Origin of the sequence: Streptomyces sp. AM6-12, assembly GCF_044327085.1 — a bacterium.
Classification (GTDB): Bacteria; Actinomycetota; Actinomycetes; order Streptomycetales; family Streptomycetaceae; genus Streptomyces.
Map to the genome: position 1 here is coordinate 1,823,022 of NZ_JBIQWN010000001.1, position 15,171 is coordinate 1,838,192.

14 protein-coding genes are annotated in these 15,171 nt (G+C 72.7%); 7 read left to right on the forward strand and 7 right to left on the reverse strand.

All coding sequences use genetic code 11. From position 1 onward, the window contains the following. The first annotated feature begins 708 nt into the window (after nucleotides 1-708). Together ACE4Q9_RS08130 and ACE4Q9_RS08135 are read left to right on the forward strand one after the other, a co-directional pair. Nucleotides 709-2,043 carry a PP2C family protein-serine/threonine phosphatase gene (locus ACE4Q9_RS08130; protein WP_397983563.1) on the forward strand — a complete coding sequence of 445 codons (1,335 nt, stop codon included), beginning with the start codon at nucleotides 709-711 and terminating at the stop codon, nucleotides 2,041-2,043. A 116-nt stretch (nucleotides 2,044-2,159) separates the two neighbouring features. Further along, on the forward strand, nucleotides 2,160-3,221 hold the full coding sequence (locus tag ACE4Q9_RS08135) for an MASE1 domain-containing protein (RefSeq protein ID WP_397983564.1): 1,062 nt from the start codon (nucleotides 2,160-2,162) through the stop codon (nucleotides 3,219-3,221). 57 nt (nucleotides 3,222-3,278) lie between these two features. Here the strand turns inward: ACE4Q9_RS08135 and ACE4Q9_RS08140 are convergent, their stop codons facing one another. After that, complete coding sequence (locus tag ACE4Q9_RS08140; protein WP_397983565.1) at nucleotides 3,279-4,220, reverse strand: amidohydrolase family protein; 942 nt, start codon at nucleotides 4,218-4,220, stop codon at nucleotides 3,279-3,281. Nucleotides 4,221-4,278: 58 nt separating this feature from the next. Here ACE4Q9_RS08140 and ACE4Q9_RS08145 point away from each other — a divergent pair, with 58 nt between their 5' ends. Both ACE4Q9_RS08145 and ACE4Q9_RS08150 read left to right on the forward strand, forming a co-directional pair. Continuing rightward, nucleotides 4,279-5,043, forward strand: a complete 765-nt coding sequence (locus ACE4Q9_RS08145; protein WP_397983566.1) for a MarR family transcriptional regulator — start codon at nucleotides 4,279-4,281, stop codon at nucleotides 5,041-5,043. A 50-nt stretch (nucleotides 5,044-5,093) separates the two neighbouring features. Further along, nucleotides 5,094-5,864, forward strand: coding sequence for a maleylpyruvate isomerase N-terminal domain-containing protein (locus ACE4Q9_RS08150; protein WP_397983567.1), 771 nt, complete (start codon nucleotides 5,094-5,096; stop codon nucleotides 5,862-5,864). Nucleotides 5,865-5,905: 41 nt separating this feature from the next. On the opposite strand, the gene ACE4Q9_RS08155 is transcribed toward ACE4Q9_RS08150, so the two are convergent. The 4 genes from ACE4Q9_RS08155 to ACE4Q9_RS08170 form a co-directional block, all read right to left on the reverse strand. Beyond that, the gene (locus ACE4Q9_RS08155) at nucleotides 5,906-6,556 is read right to left on the reverse strand and encodes an HAD family hydrolase (RefSeq protein ID WP_397983568.1); all 651 of its coding nucleotides are present in this window, start codon (nucleotides 6,554-6,556) and stop codon (nucleotides 5,906-5,908) included. A 183-nt stretch (nucleotides 6,557-6,739) separates the two neighbouring features. After that, nucleotides 6,740-6,928 carry a hypothetical protein gene (locus tag ACE4Q9_RS08160; RefSeq protein WP_397983569.1) on the reverse strand — a complete coding sequence of 63 codons (189 nt, stop codon included), beginning with the start codon at nucleotides 6,926-6,928 and terminating at the stop codon, nucleotides 6,740-6,742. A 119-nt stretch (nucleotides 6,929-7,047) separates the two neighbouring features. Then, the gene (locus tag ACE4Q9_RS08165; RefSeq protein WP_397983570.1) at nucleotides 7,048-7,545 is read right to left on the reverse strand and encodes a sigma-70 family RNA polymerase sigma factor; all 498 of its coding nucleotides are present in this window, start codon (nucleotides 7,543-7,545) and stop codon (nucleotides 7,048-7,050) included. A 276-nt stretch (nucleotides 7,546-7,821) separates the two neighbouring features. Continuing rightward, nucleotides 7,822-7,971 (reverse strand): hypothetical protein, encoded by a 150-nt coding sequence (locus ACE4Q9_RS08170; protein WP_397983571.1) that lies wholly within the window; start codon nucleotides 7,969-7,971, stop codon nucleotides 7,822-7,824. A 569-nt stretch (nucleotides 7,972-8,540) separates the two neighbouring features. On the opposite strand from ACE4Q9_RS08170, the gene ACE4Q9_RS08175 reads away from it, so the two are divergent. Beyond that, the gene (locus ACE4Q9_RS08175; RefSeq protein ID WP_397983572.1) at nucleotides 8,541-8,858 is read left to right on the forward strand and encodes a hypothetical protein; all 318 of its coding nucleotides are present in this window, start codon (nucleotides 8,541-8,543) and stop codon (nucleotides 8,856-8,858) included. A gap of 74 nt (nucleotides 8,859-8,932) precedes the next feature. Here the strand turns inward: ACE4Q9_RS08175 and ACE4Q9_RS08180 are convergent, their stop codons facing one another. Further along, the gene (locus tag ACE4Q9_RS08180) at nucleotides 8,933-11,440 is read right to left on the reverse strand and encodes an SdrD B-like domain-containing protein (protein WP_397983573.1); all 2,508 of its coding nucleotides are present in this window, start codon (nucleotides 11,438-11,440) and stop codon (nucleotides 8,933-8,935) included. Between the two features lie 242 nt (nucleotides 11,441-11,682). Between ACE4Q9_RS08180 and ACE4Q9_RS08185 the strand changes: the two genes are divergently transcribed. Then, nucleotides 11,683-12,420 carry a hypothetical protein gene (locus ACE4Q9_RS08185; RefSeq protein ID WP_397987153.1) on the forward strand — a complete coding sequence of 246 codons (738 nt, stop codon included), beginning with the start codon at nucleotides 11,683-11,685 and terminating at the stop codon, nucleotides 12,418-12,420. Between the two features lie 40 nt (nucleotides 12,421-12,460). Here ACE4Q9_RS08185 and ACE4Q9_RS08190 read toward each other — a convergent pair whose 3' ends face one another. Further along, nucleotides 12,461-13,804, reverse strand: coding sequence for a right-handed parallel beta-helix repeat-containing protein (locus ACE4Q9_RS08190; protein WP_397983574.1), 1,344 nt, complete (start codon nucleotides 13,802-13,804; stop codon nucleotides 12,461-12,463). A gap of 87 nt (nucleotides 13,805-13,891) precedes the next feature. Between ACE4Q9_RS08190 and ACE4Q9_RS08195 the strand changes: the two genes are divergently transcribed. Next, entirely contained in the window at nucleotides 13,892-15,073 is a 1,182-nt protein-coding gene (locus ACE4Q9_RS08195; protein WP_397983575.1) for a Dyp-type peroxidase, read from the forward strand. The last annotated feature ends 98 nt before the right edge of the window (nucleotides 15,074-15,171 follow it).

Genomic DNA, 15,171 nt, shown 5'->3' on the forward strand with positions numbered 1-15,171 from the left:
GATGGGGGCGGGCCGGGGCCGCTGTCGCGCGGCGCGAGCAGCGCCGCGGGGCTCTCGCGTTCCACCAGCCGGGGTCTGAGCAGGCCATCCTCCCCGGCAGGGGCTCGCCTCCTCGAACGCGGGATGCGGGATGCGGGGAACCGGGCAGTGCCGGCGGTCCGTGCGCGGGGCGGCCGGTCGGTGCGGGGGTTCCCCGATCAGCCACCGCGGGGACCAGCCGGCCGGCCCCACGGCGGGGGCGGCGTCCGGGTACCGCCGGTGGTCGGGATGCGGTGGTGTGGTCGGGCTGCATGCGTCAGACGCCCAGGTGGCGGGGGCCGTGGCGAGGAGGGTGCCGTGGTGGTCGGTGGACGGCCGCCGGCCGGGTCACCTCGACGCCTTCGGTACGGCCCCCGCGTTCGCGTCCGGTTGCCGCCTCAACTGGGCTGATGGAGCGAGGGGTTGCCCCTTCCGCCGCCACCGGGCCCGGCCGTGGCCGGGGGTCCGGGGCGCCGGGGCGGGGCGGGCCTGGGCCGCACCGTTCACGGTCCGTCCGCGTGTCGCTGCGGCGGACGGGCGGCGGGACGGCGCACACTGCCCTATTTTTTGATAGATGACCGAAAGGCCGGTTCCGCCGCTCCACGCCCCGGCCTCTGATGACTCAGGGTCACTCCAGGAGGGCGCGATGTACCGCTCCGAGACCGGACGACCGGCCGCGGGGAGCCCCTGATGGGCGGCACGGAGAACGGGGCGTCGCCGAAGCAGCCGGACGACTCCGACCTGCATGTCCGGCTACGGTCCGAGCTGGGCCGCATGGACGAGCAGATGCGGGGCCTGCTGGACGCCATGGACCGGCTCCAGGGCCTGCTCGACGCGGTGGTGGCCATCACCCGCGAGAACGAGCTGCCCTCGGTCCTGTTCCGCATCGTGACCACCGCCATGGACCTGGTGGGCGCCCGCTACGGGGCCCTCGGCGTGCTCGCCCCCTCCGGCGACGAGCTGGAGCAGTTCATCACCGCCGGTCTCACCGACGAGGAGCGGGCCGCCCTCGCGGGCACCGACTTCCCCCACGGCCGGGGCGTCCTCGGAGAGCTGATCCACCACCCGGAGCCGCTGCGGGTCGAGGACATCGCGGCCCATCCGTCCTCCGTGGGCTTCCCGCCCAACCATCCCTACATGGGCACCCTGCTCGGCGTCGCCGTCAGCGTCCGCGGCGAGATCTACGGCGACCTCTACCTCTCCGAGCGCTCGGACGGGCAGCCCTTCGACGCCGACGACGAGAGCGTGGTCATCGCCCTGGCCGGCGCCGCCGGCATCGCCATCGAGAACGTCCGCCTGTTCGAACGGATCCGCGAGGGCGCCGAGCAGTTCCAGCGCCTGCTCCTGCCCACCCTGCCCGATCTGCGTCCCTTCACCGCCGCCGCGGTCTACCGGCCGGCCGCCGAGCCCAGCCAGCTCGGCGGTGACTGGTACGACGCCATCCCGCTGCGCGGCAACGCGGTGGCGGTCGTCATCGGTGACGTGGTCGGCCACGATCTGCCGGCCGCGGCAGCGATGGCCTCCATCCGCAATATGCTGCGCGCCCTGCTGTTCGACCGGAGCAGCCCGCCCGGCACCATCCTGTCCCAACTGGATCACACCCTTCAGGCCATCGCCGAGAACCCGATCACCACCACCACACTGGCCCGAATCGAACCGGACGAGGCGGGCTGGCGGCTGTCCTGGAGCTCCGCCGGCCACGTCCCGCACCTGGTGGTCGCGCCGGGCCGCCCGGCGGAGTACCTGTTCGCCGAGCCGGGACTGCCGCTCGGCGTCGATCCCGCGGTGTCCCGCCCCGACCACTCCTGTTCCGTGCCACCGGGCGCCACCGTGGTCTTCTTCACCGACGGGCTGGTCGAACACCCCGACCGCCCGATCGACCAGAGCCTGGCCGAACTGGCCGCACTCGCTGACGAGTACGCCTCCCTCCCCCTGGACGATTTCGTCCACGCCCTCGCCGACCACCACCCCAGCGACGGTCACGACGACATGGCCGTCCTGGCCCTGCGCACCCCGCCGGCCTGACCCGGCGCCGCCCCGCCCGCTCCCCTCCGCCGGGCCCGGCCGGCCTCTGCCATGGAGGATCGCCGGGATCCGGCGGATGATGGTGGCCGGGGCGGTGTCGATGCGGAGGTCGCCCCATGACGGTCGCGCGGCATGCAGGACTCCGGCGCGGCGGTGTCGCCGTCCTGGAGATCTGCGCCCTCGCGGCCCTGTACTACGGCTCCGCCAAGCTGGGGCTGCTCCAGCAACTGGTGCGCAGCCAGGTCACCCCCTTGTGGCCGCCGACCGGTATCGCCGTGGCGGCCCTGCTGCTGCGCGGTCCGCGGATCTGGCCCGGCATCGCGCTCGGCGCGCTGCTGGCCAACCTCTCGCTCGGGCCGTCGGGCGCCGCCCTGTTCCTGATCGTCGTGGGCAACACCCTCGCGCCGCTGTGTTCGTACGCCCTCCTGAGGCGTGCGGGGTTCCGCATCGGACTGGACCGGCTGCACGACGCGCTCGCGCTGATCTTCCTCGGCGCCTTCGCCGGGATGCTGGTCAGCGCGACGGCCGGCAGCGGGACGCTGGTCCTCACCGGGGCCCTGGGCCCCGACCGGTTCTGGCCCACCTGGTGGGTCTGGTGGACCGGCGACGCGATGGGCGTGCTGGTGGTGACACCGGTGCTGCTGGTGCTGCGCCGGGCGTGGCCGCCCAGGCCGGTGGTGCCGGCCCGCTGGGCGGAGGTGCTGCTGCTCCTCGCGGCCACCGCGTGCGTCGGGGTCGTCGACACCGGCAGGACCCCCCTCCTCTTCCTCGGCTTCCCGCTGCTGATCTGGGCCGCCTTCCGCTTCCGGCTGGCCGGGGCCGCACCCGTCGCCCTCGCCGTGTCGACCTTCGCGATCATCGCCGCGACCCATGGCTCGGGCCCGTTCGCCGAGCACGGCATGCTCGGCGACATGGTCACCCTCCAGGCCTACAACGCTTCCTCCGCCCTGACCGGCTTGCTCGTGGCGGCGGCCGTCACCGAGCGGGACAGATCGCAGAAGGAGATCGCGCGGGCCTGCGGCCACCTCGCCGATCTGGTGTCCCGGCTCTCCGACACCGGCACCAAGCCGGTGCCGCCCACCACCGCCGCAAGCCCCGCCCCCAGCGTGGAGCGCCAGTACTACCGATCGACCCACCGACCGGCCCCGCCGCCACGCAGACCCGCCGACCCGAGCTGAGCTTGAGACGAAGAGCGCGGCCAGGGACCGTACCCCCTATCTCCGCCGGGCCGGCGGTCAGGCCGCCGCGAGTCTCGGGAAGAGAACCTCCGCGTTGCCCCGGTTGATCGCGTCGAGCTGTCCCGGCTCGAAACCGTCGTAGCCGTCGAGCATCGAGTCGAAAAGGGTGCCGTACTCCTCCGCCGCGAAGGGCCAGTCGCTGCCGTAGAGGACATGGCCGGGAGCGGCGAAGGCGAGCAGGGAGGGCAGGGCGGAGGGGCTGGCGGACAGGGCGGTGTCGAAGTAGAAGCGCCGCAGGTCGGCCAGGACGCCCTCGGGGGTGGTGCCGGGGCGGAACTGGGCGCCGATGGTGAATCGCCAGGCCGCGTAGGGCAGGAAGCCGCCCGCGTGGGAGAGGATCACCTTCATCCGGGTGTGCCGGCTCATCACGCCGTTGAGCGTCATGTGCAGCGCGGTGCGGGTGGTGTCGAAGGGGAAGTCGACGACGGGGCCGGGCAGGCCGTCGAGCATGGGCAGCGGCGAGCCGGTGGGGTGGATGAACACCACGGCGCCCCTGGCGTCCAGCTCGGCCCAGAGTGGGGCGAACTCCTTGTCGCCGAGGTAGCGGCCGTGGACGTTGGACATGAGCACCACGCCGTCGGCGTGCAGTTCGTCCAGTGCGTACGCCGTCTCGGCGAGCGCGCCGTCCACGTCCGGCAGGGGGAGGCTCGCGAACAGTCCGAAGCGGTCGGGGCGGTCCTTGACCAGCTCCGCGGCGTGTTCGTTGACATTCCGGGCCAGCGCGCGGGCCTCCGCGTCGTCGCCGAAATGCGTGCCCGGTGAGCTGACCGAGAGCACGCCGGTGGCGATCGAGCGGCGGTCCATCATCGCGATCGCGCTGTCCGCGTCCCATGCGGGCGTGGGCCAGCCGGCGGCCGTGGCGCCATGCCGCTCCATCACCTCCCGATAGGCACCGGGGATCAGGTGCTGATGGACATCGATGCGTCGAGAAGCAGCCATTCTCTCCTACCCTCCTAACATTTAGCTTGCTAACGATTGCTTTGCTAAAGTAGCAGCCATGAGCGACAGACGCAACAGCCTTCGCGCCGCCGAGCGGCCGACGCCGGACCGCACCCGGTCGAGCGCGGGGACCCCGCAGTCGGCGGCGCAAGGCCCCCCGTCGGCCACGGACGGCCCACGGTCGGCCTCCAAGACCCCCCGGTCGACCACGGACGCCCCCCGCCCGACCGCCGACGCGCCCCGACCGGCCACGGACACCGCGCAGCCCGCAGCGGATCGCGCCCGGTCGGCGGCAGACCCCGACCAGCCGGCGGCGGATCGCGCCCAGCGGACGCCAGGCGCCGACCAGCCGGAAGCGGATCACGCCCGGTCGGCGGCGCACGGTGACATAGGAGCGGAGGAGATCTCCCAGGCGGCCGACGCCCTCTTCTTCGCGATGCGCCGGGCTCGTTCGACCGGCGCCGAGCACTACGGCGGCCTCTCCCTCCCCCAGGTCGCCCTCCTCGAACCCCTGGCCACGGAGAAGGACCTGCCGGTGGGCCGGCTGGCAAGCAGCGCGGGCGTCAGCGTCCCGACCGCGACCCGGATGCTCCAGCAGCTGGAGGGGAAGGGGATCGTCGCCCGGCGCCGCTCCCCCGAGGACGAACGACGCGTTCTGGTCAGCCTCACCGACGACGGCGCCGAGCGGCTCGCCGGGCTCCGGGGCCACCTGCGCGAGCGCCAGGCACGCGCCTACGAAGCGTTCACCCCGGCCGAACGCGCCCTGCTGGTCACGCTGCTGCACCGGCTCACGGATCTGGTCGCCGACACGGGCAGCGGCTGAACCCCTCCGGCCGGTTTGACCGGCCCCCCGCCCCGGTTACCCATGGCCGCATGATCCCCAACGAGGTCGCCGAGACCCTGCCGGAGCTCGTCCCCTTCGTCCGCGCCGTACAGGCGCGGCGGCCCGACGACGGCACCTGGTGCGAGGCGTGGACGGTCCGGGACGTGCTGGTCCACCAGACGGGCAACGCCGGGGAAATGGCCCGCGTGCTGGAGGCGTTCCTCGCGGGCGCGCCCGTCGAGACCCGCGGTTTCGACCGCGAGCTTCCCTACCGCCGCCTCTTGGACGCCGACCTCTGGTCCGCCTTCCTACGCAACTGCGCGCACCTGACGGACATCGCCGCGGCCGCCGCGCGGGACCTCTCGCCGGACACGGAGATCACCTGGACCGGCCGGACCGTGACGGCGCCCTTCTTCGCCGAACACATGCGTGAGGAACTGATCCTGCACCGCTGGGACCTGACCGGAGACGACCGTACGGCGGTACGCGCGCTGGACGAGCCCTGGATGACGGAACACAGCGTGGTCTCCGTCGGCCGCCCCCTGCTGGCTCGTGGCCGCGCCGCCCTGAAGCTCGCCCCGGACGAACGGCTCGAAGCCCGGCTGCGCACTCCCGGCACGGACGACATCGTGCTGACCGCCGACGCCGACACCGCCGGCGTCCGCCTGGCCGCCCCCGAGGGCCCCGCCGCCATCGAGAGCGACGCGGCCACCCGGCTCCTCCTGCTGTGGGGCCGCCGCCCGGCCGACCCCTCCCGCTGGCACAGCGCCGCGGGACCGGAGACCCTGCGCCGGGTGCGGACCCTGCTGGGCGGCTACTGACCGCCGCCTACCCGGCGGCTCGTGAACCCCCGTGCGGAGTTTTACTGTTCGGCGAGGAGCGCGGGCAGCTTGCGCATGTCGTGGAAGACGACGGTGCCGGGCCCCGCAAGGCGCTCGGCGGGCGTCAGTCCGCCTGCGTACCCGAACGCACGCATCCCCGCGGCGCGCGCCGCCCGCACACCGGGCGCGCTGTCCTCGACCACCGCACAGGCGGCGGGCTCGACCCCCATACTCCGGGCGGCGTGGAGGAACAGGTCCGGCGCCGGCTTGCCGCGGGCGACCTCGGCGGCGCTGTAGATGCGGCCCGCGAAACGGTCGTAGAGTCCGGTACGGCCCAAGGTGTGCCGCATCTTGTCGTGTGACCCGCTGGAGGCCACGCAGGTCGGCAGCGTGAGCGTGTCGAGGGCCTCCACCAGCCCGGCCACGGGGGTGAGTTCGGCGTCGACGGCCTGGCGGTGCCGTTCCTCGAACCGCCGCGCCCAGATCGCGGCGGTCTCCGTGCCCAGCCGTTCGGCGACCTGCTCGCGGATCGCGGCGTGCGAGCGGCCGATGAACCGGCCGACCACCTCGTCCTCACTCAACGCCCAGCCCAGTTCCGCGCCGAGGGCGACCTGGAGGCGGACGGCGATGCGCTCGCTGTCGACCAGTACGCCATCGCAGTCGAATATGACGAGTTCGATCGGCTTGATCATCCCGGCAGGATAGACGCCTGCCCGGCGTGCCGCCCCCTCTCCCCCGAGGGGGCGGCACGCCGGGCGTGGTGTCCAGCTGTCGCGGCACTACTCGTCCGAGGCCGGGTCCGTCCCCCGTGCGGATCTGCCCTCGAATCCCCCGCGTGTTCCCTCACCCCGACCGCTGGCCGTACTGACTTACCGTCAGCAGATGGGCAGCGAAAGCGAGTCGCCCGAGACGATTACGGCGTCTCGGTCGTCCTCCTCCAGCTGGTCCTCTACGCGATCCAGCAGCGCCTCCCAGCTCACCGGATCAATCTGCGTCGGGGGCTGCCGAGTTGGTGCCCGGCATGCCGCCGCCGCCTGGCGGAGCAGTTCGAATGTCTGGTACATCCCGCGTATTCCCTCCCGAGGTGCGCGTGTGGGCCTTGTTCTTCTTCCGGGTCGCTAGGACCCAACCTGGGCTCACGGGAGGCGACATGGGCCCCCTCCCGTGAGTCCGAGTAGCGGCACTAGCTCGTCACGTCGCCCAGCACCTCGTCGTAGATCGTTTCCTTGTAGGGCTCCAGGGCCTTGCACACGTCCTTGAACCGGCGGCCCACCGTATGCCGGTCGATCTCGAGGTGGCGCGCGATCTCCGCCTGGTTGAGGCCCTCGATGATGGCGAGCCTGCCGACCGGGTACAGCCGGTCCGTCAACTTCTCGGCGAGGAACCGGTCGATGGCCTTGAGACGGACCTCCCGTGCGTGGTCGCCCTCGTCCGCCTCGACCGGCAGCTCGGGGAACTCGTGCACCGGGGACGAGAGATCGCGGTCCCTGCCGCGCGCCGCGTCCGCGATGACGTCGCGCATCACCTTGCGCGCGAAGGCCCGTCCGCCGTCCCGCCGGTCGAGCACGAAGTCCGGCCTCGACCAGGCGCGCACCAGTTGGAGCACGCAGCTCTGCACCAGGTCCTCCAGCAGGTACTGCATGCGCGCCTGGCGCACCATGCCTTCGAGGAACGGCTTCAAGCGCCCCAGCTCCTCGACCTGTTCCGCCGTGAGTCGTCGGCGGGGCTTGGGCTCCGGGGCGGGACGGGCGCCGGGGACGGGGTCCGGCGGGGTACTCGGTGGGTCGTTCGGCTCCGTCGGCCCTCGAACGTCGGGGGCGTTGCGCATAGGGACCAGTCCTTCCCGTCAGTCAGCCAAGTCGTCACTTCCCTGCGGCAGTTCACCGCTCATCCCTCCATGCCGTGGGGCGGGGTCCGTACGGTGCATTCTCGGCGCACGAGTTCCGGAAGCCGGCGCTCACCCCAGCACCTGGAGCACGAAGACCGCGACGCCGGCGCCCACGAGCAGGGCGACCCCGAGCGGCGGATCGAGAAAGGCGACGTAGGTGACCAGCCCCGCGACGACCAGGATCAGCAGGGCACGTTGAAGCTTGTGGATGGGGTCCATTCGGGCTGCTCCAGGGAGAGTTACGACACCGGTTCCGGTCCGCTGCGACCGGTCACCCGGCACTTCACCTGAGCAGGCCGCACGAGCAGCCCCCGAGGGAGCGCGCCGCAGGGTGACCATCCTCACCTCCCCGCACGCGCCTACCGCACCCCGCCTTCAAAGACGTCGGGGGAAAGCCGTTGTGGAAAGTGAGTAGGCTGCGGTGCCGTTCCTCAGAGATGTCATGCCCATTTGAAAGGCCGCAGTTGAGCACGCCACCGTCGTATCCCGATCCCCGGCAGATGCAGGGGTCGTATCCGCAGGCTCCGGGTCCGTATCAGCAGCCGCAGGCGCCGGGGCCGTATGCCCAGGTGCCGGGGCCGTACGCGCCCGTGCCGGAGTCCTATGCGCAGCCCGGAGCGGTCCAGTACGCGCCCGCTCCGGGGCCGTATCAGCAGGCGCCCGCGTCCGTTCCCGGTCCGTATCAGCACCCGATGCCGGTCGGTGGGGCGATGCAGGCGTGTCAGCTGTGCGGGGCGGGGCCCGCAGCGCAGGTCACGGTGCGGGGGCATCAGGGCATGATCGTGATCATGCGTTCCCTGCGCCGCCGGGGGATGATGTGCCGTCCCTGCGCGCTGGCCACCTTCCGGGAGATGCAGGCCAACACGCTGGTGCAGGGGTGGTGGGGGCCGATGTCCCTGGTCATCACGCCCATCACGCTGCTGATCAATCTCGGTGCCCTGTCCACGATCCGCCGGATACCCGAGCCGGTCGTGGCCGGGCACCGGCCTCCGCTGAATCCGGGCAAGCCGGTGTTCAAGCGGCCGCAGGGCATCGTGGGCCTGGTCCCGCTGCTGGGGGTGCTCGGCATGGTGCTGCTCGTCGTCATCGGCATGGCGGCCGGTTAGGGCGACGAAGAGACTGCGTCGAGGCTGACGGGCCGGTGCTTCGGGCACCGGCCCGTCTTCCGTAGGGTCGGTCGTCAGCGGTGGTGCCTGGCGCGCCACTTGCGGCCCGCGTAGACGCATCCCGCGCCCGCGCAGAGCAGCAGGGCGACCAGGGAAAGGGTCCTTCCCATGCCGGCCAGGCCGGTGCTGGCGAGGGGACCGCCGCCGCCCTGGTTGGTGCCGCCCGGTGCCGGAGCCGGGGACGCCCCGGTGGTCGGCGGCGCCGAGGACGAGGGGGCGGACGCCGTGGGCGACGGGGTGGGAGCCGGCGGCTTGGCCTTGGGGACGTACACGCCGGCGTCGATGGTGTGGTCGACCCCGCCCGGCTTCGCGGGTGCCGTGACCGGCGCCTGGCCGCTGCACAACCGGCCGGTGGTCGGCGGGGTCACGTTGGAGTCGTGGGCCCGGTCGTCGCCGGCCCGCGGGAGGGTGAACCGCAGTGCGGTGGCGGCGGGTCGGCCGGGCACCTCGCTGGTGTCCGCGGTGCACACGTCGAACCGTACGGTGTACTTCGCGCCGGGCGTCAGCTGGTAGTCGGCGCCGACCCCGCCGAAGTAGTACTCGCCGTCGGCATCCGTCTTGGTGCTGGCGACCTGCTTGCCGTGGGCGTCCAGCAGGTCGATCGTCGCGCCCGGCAGCAGCACCTGCCCGGCGTCCTGGATGCCGTTGTGGTCGCCGTCGTACCACACCACGTTGCCGATCTGGACCGGCGCGTTCGCCGCGGCGTACGCGATGTCGCCGAGGCCGCCGGCCTTGCCGAACCCGTTCTGGTTCGGTCCGATGAACTGGTAGGCGTTGGCGGCCGGGTCGTTGCCGGGTCCGGCGCCGGTGGTGATGTCGTAGTAGCCGGTGCCGTCGGTGATGACGTTGCCGGTCGGGTCCATCTGCGTGCTGACGACCCACTGCTGCTGCGGGATGTAGGCGACCGAGCCCAGCGAGGACTCCTGGTGCGGTCCGGGCTGCGTCGCGGAGCCGCCGTTCGGGAAGAAGTCGCCCGGAAAGTACTCGGTGACGCCCGCTGCCTCGGCGCCGTCTACCGCGGGAGCCGCGTGGTCGGGGCAGGCGCCGGTGCCTTCCCAGTCGTACCCGCCGGCGGGCTTGGCGCAGGCCATGTTGATGTCGCCGCCGGACATGCCGTTCTCGGGGTCGTCGTTCGACGGCCTGGGGTCGAGGCCGCCCCAGCTGACGATGTCCATGAACCGGTCGCGGAAGCCGAGGATCAGCGAGCCGTCGCGGGCGAAGGCCATGCTGGCGAGTTCCGGCTGCGGGTCGATCATCGTGCCGTTCAGCTTGAAGCTGTCCCAGTCCTTGAGGCTGCCGTTCCACGGGTTCCAGAAGTGGGACTGCGGGAAGGCGGCGTCGCTGCTGAGCACGTCGCCGCGCTGGTCGGTCAGCGTGTGGGTCAGCACCGGGGCGAACCGCTTGCCGTCGTAGGCGTAGACGACGGCCTTCAGGTCGTCGCGCTTCTGGGTGCTCTCCGCGTCGCACACACCGCCGACGTACAGGGTGTTGTCGTGGGTGGTCAGGCCGAAGGGCCGCCAGTCGCCGGAGGCCGCGCAGCCCGGATCGGGGATCGGCACGGTCGCCTTGGGCGCCGAGGCCCGCGTCCCGGTCGCGTCGAAGCTCACCAGCGCCCGCGTGCGCAGGTTCACCGCGTACAGCGTCGAGCCGTCCTCGGACAGGGCCAGCCCGCCGATGCTCTCCTTGCCCGGCGCGTCGGTGAAGCCCGCGTCCTTGATCAGGCGCGCGGTGTCGTGCGGGGTGACCGAGGCGCCCGGCACCTTCGCGAACAGCTTCGGGGCGCCCCCGCCGGCGGCCGGCACGGTGTAGATCGCGTCGCCGCCGTCGGGGCCGTACCTGGTGTAGCGGCGGGCGAACTCGGCCTGGAAGAGGCGCTGTCGGTCCTTGTCGTAGGCGAGCCCGAAGGTGGTGCCCACCTGGTCCTGGGTGTCGAGTACGGACGGACACGCCGTCTTTTCGGGGCAGTTGCCGCGGGCGCTGGTGCCGAAGGCGACCAGGGAGCGGGTGTCCGTCCCGCTGCCGCCGCTCTGGATCGGCACGAAGTACCGGGAGTTGGGCAGAGCGTAGTCGGCCGCGTCCCAGACGCCGGTGATCACCGAGGCGTCCTTGCCGCCCGAGACGTCCACGAAAGAGGTGAAGCTGTCGAAGTGGTTCGCCGCCGTCGAGGCCGGCGCGGCCCGGAGATAGCCGCTGTAGGGGGCCGGGACGCTGACGTCGACGCGGTACCGGCCGCCGGTCAGTTCGGCCGACGGCTGGACGACGACTTTTCCGGTGGCGTCGGTGACGCCGGTGACGTGATGTCCGGCGGGGTCGGTGACGTCGACCTTCATGCCGCGCTGTGGCACGTCCATGGCCGTGTTGATGACGCCGGTGCCGAAGAAGTCCCGCAGTGTCTCGACGGTCAGTGTGCCGTCGGTGGTGGCGGCGCCGGCCTGCCCGGCGCCCGTCGCGATCGTACCGGTGGCGCCGCCCATCAATAACAGACCGGACAGCCCCACCCGCAGCAGCCTACGTAATGGCATCGCATTCCTTTGCGTTGTCTGCGTCGTCGCCCGACTCGGCGAAATGACGGCAACCCCCGTAAGGAGAGTACAAGTTGACGGGCCGTCATAGAACGGAAACGAGGAAATGGGAGACGCTCGGGCAAAAACTGTTAGCGTCGCGCCGCGTGTGGACCAAGAGACGCGTGCGGACCGGGGAAAACGAGCGGGGCCTTGGGCGGGGAGCGACGGAGGGGCACCGCCGGTGGCCGCGATTACCGTGGATCGCGGGCGGGGTCGCCCTCGCGGTCGCCGCGGCGGCTACGGCGTTCCTCCTCCTCGGCGGCGGTGAGCCGGCCGGCCGGCGACCGCTGACGCCGGACGAGGCGAACCGGCTGGCGGTCACCCGCTTCCTCAACTACCAGGCGGGCGGACGCGCGATGACGATCACCGTGCCGGGCGCCGCCGGCGGGCTGGTCGTCACCGGGTCCGTCGACTACCGCGCGGGGATCGGGTACGGGGTGGTGCGCGGCACCGGACGCGACACGTCCAGCGACGGGCTGATCCAGTGGACGGCCGCCACCGTGCTCGTCCACCCCATGACCGGTGCCCCGGACTCGGCGCCGCCCGTGCCGCCCGCGTCCGGCTGGTACCGCCGCCCGCTCCTGAAGTCCGGCAGCGCGCTGGACAGTTCGCTGGCCATCGCGCTGGGCCTGGGCAGCGACCGGCCGGACAACGCGGAGTTGCTGCCGCAGAACGGCGCGGCGATGGTCGGGCGGGACACGGTGCGCGGTCATTCGGTAGAGATCATGACCGGACCGAACGCTCGTACCGAGTCCGGGAATTCGCCCGGCTCCGAAGCCAATACCGGGGAGGACGTGCGCTATTGGATCGGTGTGGACGGGACGATGTACCGGGTGCGGGTCGGCGTGGCCTCCGAGTCGCGGCCGGTCGTCATCGATTTCGACACCCGGAAATACGTACCCCTCCGGCCCGCCCCCGGCGTTTCAGCTGCGGGGTAGTCGCCCGCTCCCGCGGCCGTCCCGATCGCCGGCCGCCCGCTCAAGAGGTGTGCACCCGCGCCGCGTCGGCGAGCAGAGACGGCGGCGGCAGCGGGACGCTCGTGAGGTCCGGGAGCGCGGGCACGGCCGGCACCTCGGTGGCGCCGGTGGTGGTGGCACCCGGGAACTGCGGCTGCGGGCCGGGCGCGACCACCTCGGTGAACGGGATGCCCCCGGGGGCCGCCGGGGACCGCCAAGTGCCGGACGGCGTAGGTGAGTCGGGAGCGAGCGGACAGGATGCCGTCACCGCGAGCCGCGCGGGCACGGTCGTCCGCAGCGTGTTGCCGTGCAGGCAGTTGCCCTTGCCATGGGTCGCGGTGGGGAACGTCCAGCCGACGTCGACACCGTTGGCGGCGAAGGTGTTGTCCGTGATCCGGTTGCCGTCGGGCGGCACGTCGGCGGTCGCGGTGATCACCAGCCCGGCGTTGGTGTTGTCGGTGATCCGGTTGCGGAGGAACCGGTTGTCGCCGCCGCCGTCGACACCGATGCCGATCCCCCAGCCGCCGTCGGCCTGTTCGGGGGTCCGTGCCTGCTGGTTGTCCGCGATCAGGTTGCCGGCGACGACGGCACCGCGCTGCGGGAGCAGCTTCTCCTGGTGGTCGGAGTCGGTGGTCAGACCGACGCGGTTGCCGGCGAGGCGGTTGCCGACGACGTACAGGTCGCCGCCGGCGTTGGTGCCCTCGTACCCGACCGCGTTGAGCTCGGCGATGTTGTCGCGCACCACGACGCGGCACGGCTTGCACTGCCCGACGTAGATCCCTGAGTCGGCGCCGCCCGAGGTGTAGGAGTGCTCGATGACGCCGTTCTGGGCGGAGAACGCGTAGATGCCGTACAGCCCGTTGCGGGTCGCGGTCACGTACGAGACCAGGAAGGACTTCAGGAAGGTGACGGGCTCGTCCCCGGTGTCGTAGCCGCCGCTGCGGCCCGGCAGTCCGGCGACCGCCGCCGCGGAGCCGGTCACCAGCACACCGTTCTGCGTGTTGTTCCGCACGGTCAAATTCTCCACGGCCACGCCGGGCGCCGCGACGACGACACCGTTCGGCTGGCGCAGCCGCCCGTCGATGACGACCTTGTCGCGGGAGGTGCCGCGCAGGGTGATGCGCGGCGTCCTGAGCCGCACCGACTCGTGGTAGACGCCGGGTGCGACCAGGACCAGGTCGCCGGGCCGGGCCAGGGACACCGCCGCCGAGATGGTCGGGGCGTCGGAGGGCACTCGGATCGTGACCCGCGCGCCCTCCGGCCGCCGGCCCTTGCCCGAGCCGCCGTCGCCGCCACAGCCGGCCACCAGGGCGAGCGCGCCGAGCGCCAACGCCGCCATCACGCGAAGAGGAGCTGATCGAGGCATGGTCCCAGTCTGGCAGCGGCGCGAATTCCGCGCTGGAATACGGGAGTTGACCAGCAGGGGCGTCTCCGGTGTGGCACCCTGCACTCCATGCGCCGAGCCGATCACCGCCCGTCACGCCGCGCGTTCCTCGATGCCACCGGCGCCCTGATGGCCGCCGGTCTCACGGCCGGGTGCACGGCCGAGTCCGCAGGCTCCGGGCGGCACGGCGCCCCGGCGGCACCGGCGTCTCCGGCTCCGGTCCCGGCGCTGGGCCGGCATCAGGCTGGTGTCGCGCTCCCCCAGCCGGCCCAGGGCAATCTGCTGGTCGTGGTGGCCGACCTCGGTACGGGCGTGAGCCCCGGCGCGCTGCTGGCCGAACTCGGCGCGGCCATCCGTACGTTGACGGCGGGGACCGACCCCCGGCTGCTGGGCCTGGCTCCGGGCGACCTCACCGTGACCGTCGGCGTGGGCCCCCGGCTGGTGCGCGCGGCCGGTGCCGCCCTGCCCGGCGCGGCCGACCTGCCCGGCACGACCGACCTGCCGCGGTTCTCCCGCGAACGGATCGCCCCCCACGAGCGCGGCGGTGACCTGCTGCTCCAGATCTGCGCGAGCGACCCGCTGGTCGTCCCGGTCGCCGCCGCCGCGCTCCTGGAGCGGGCCGGTGACCGGGTCCGGGAACGCTGGCGGCAGTCGGGGCGCCGCGGTCCGAACGTGCCCGTGGGCAAGGATCTCGCCGCGCCGCGCAACCTGCTCGGCTTCATCGACGGCATCGTGGGCCCGCACAGCGCCGCCGAACAGCGGCGCGACCTGTGGCTGGCCGGGCCGCCCGCGGTCGCCGGGGGCACCCTCGCCGTCGTACGACGCATGGAGCTGGACCTGCGGCGGTTCGCCGCGCTGTCCGTCGCCGAGCAGGAGGCGGTCTTCGGGCGGCGCCGGGCCAGCGGGGTGCCGCTCTCCGGGGGCACGGTCGCCGCGGGCCCGGACCTCGGCGCCAAGACCCCCGACGGCCGCTACCTCGTCCCCGCGGACGCCCATGCGCGCAGGGCACACGCCACCGTGGTCGGCGTCGGCCTCATGCTCCGCCGCTCCTACAGCATCGACGCGCCCGCCCCCGGTCTGCTGTTCATCAGCTTCCAGAACGACCTGCGGACGTTCACCGCCACGCTCACGCACATGGACGCGGCCGACGCGCTGCTGGGGTTCACGACGACGACGGCCAGTGCGACGTTCCTGATCCTGCCCGGCTTCGACCGCCAACGGGCGCTGGGGAGCGGGTTGTTCGCCAGGTAGTGGGTGAGGTTGTGGGGTGGCGAGGGTGTGGGGGTGGTGCCGTGATGCGGACGCGCGGTCACGCCGGCGACACCGGCGTGGGCCTGCAGCGTGGCGCC

Excerpts from the sequence above, each read along its gene's own strand:
- ACE4Q9_RS08130 (WP_397983563.1), top strand. The coding sequence starts at position 709 with ATGGGCGGCACGGAGAACGGGGCGTCGCCGAAGCAGCCGGACGACTCC.
- ACE4Q9_RS08135 (WP_397983564.1), top strand. The coding sequence starts at position 2,160 with ATGACGGTCGCGCGGCATGCAGGACTCCGGCGCGGCGGTGTCGCCGTC.
- ACE4Q9_RS08140 (WP_397983565.1), bottom strand. The coding sequence starts at position 4,220 with ATGGCTGCTTCTCGACGCATCGATGTCCATCAGCACCTGATCCCCGGT.
- ACE4Q9_RS08145 (WP_397983566.1), top strand. The coding sequence starts at position 4,279 with ATGAGCGACAGACGCAACAGCCTTCGCGCCGCCGAGCGGCCGACGCCG.
- ACE4Q9_RS08150 (WP_397983567.1), top strand. The coding sequence starts at position 5,094 with ATGATCCCCAACGAGGTCGCCGAGACCCTGCCGGAGCTCGTCCCCTTC.
- ACE4Q9_RS08155 (WP_397983568.1), bottom strand. The coding sequence starts at position 6,556 with ATGATCAAGCCGATCGAACTCGTCATATTCGACTGCGATGGCGTACTG.
- ACE4Q9_RS08160 (WP_397983569.1), bottom strand. The coding sequence starts at position 6,928 with ATGTACCAGACATTCGAACTGCTCCGCCAGGCGGCGGCGGCATGCCGG.
- ACE4Q9_RS08170 (WP_397983571.1), bottom strand. The coding sequence starts at position 7,971 with ATGGACCCCATCCACAAGCTTCAACGTGCCCTGCTGATCCTGGTCGTC.
- ACE4Q9_RS08175 (WP_397983572.1), top strand. The coding sequence starts at position 8,541 with ATGCGTTCCCTGCGCCGCCGGGGGATGATGTGCCGTCCCTGCGCGCTG.
- ACE4Q9_RS08180 (WP_397983573.1), bottom strand. The coding sequence starts at position 11,440 with ATGCCATTACGTAGGCTGCTGCGGGTGGGGCTGTCCGGTCTGTTATTG.
- ACE4Q9_RS08190 (WP_397983574.1), bottom strand. The coding sequence starts at position 13,804 with ATGCCTCGATCAGCTCCTCTTCGCGTGATGGCGGCGTTGGCGCTCGGC.
- ACE4Q9_RS08195 (WP_397983575.1), top strand. The coding sequence starts at position 13,892 with ATGCGCCGAGCCGATCACCGCCCGTCACGCCGCGCGTTCCTCGATGCC.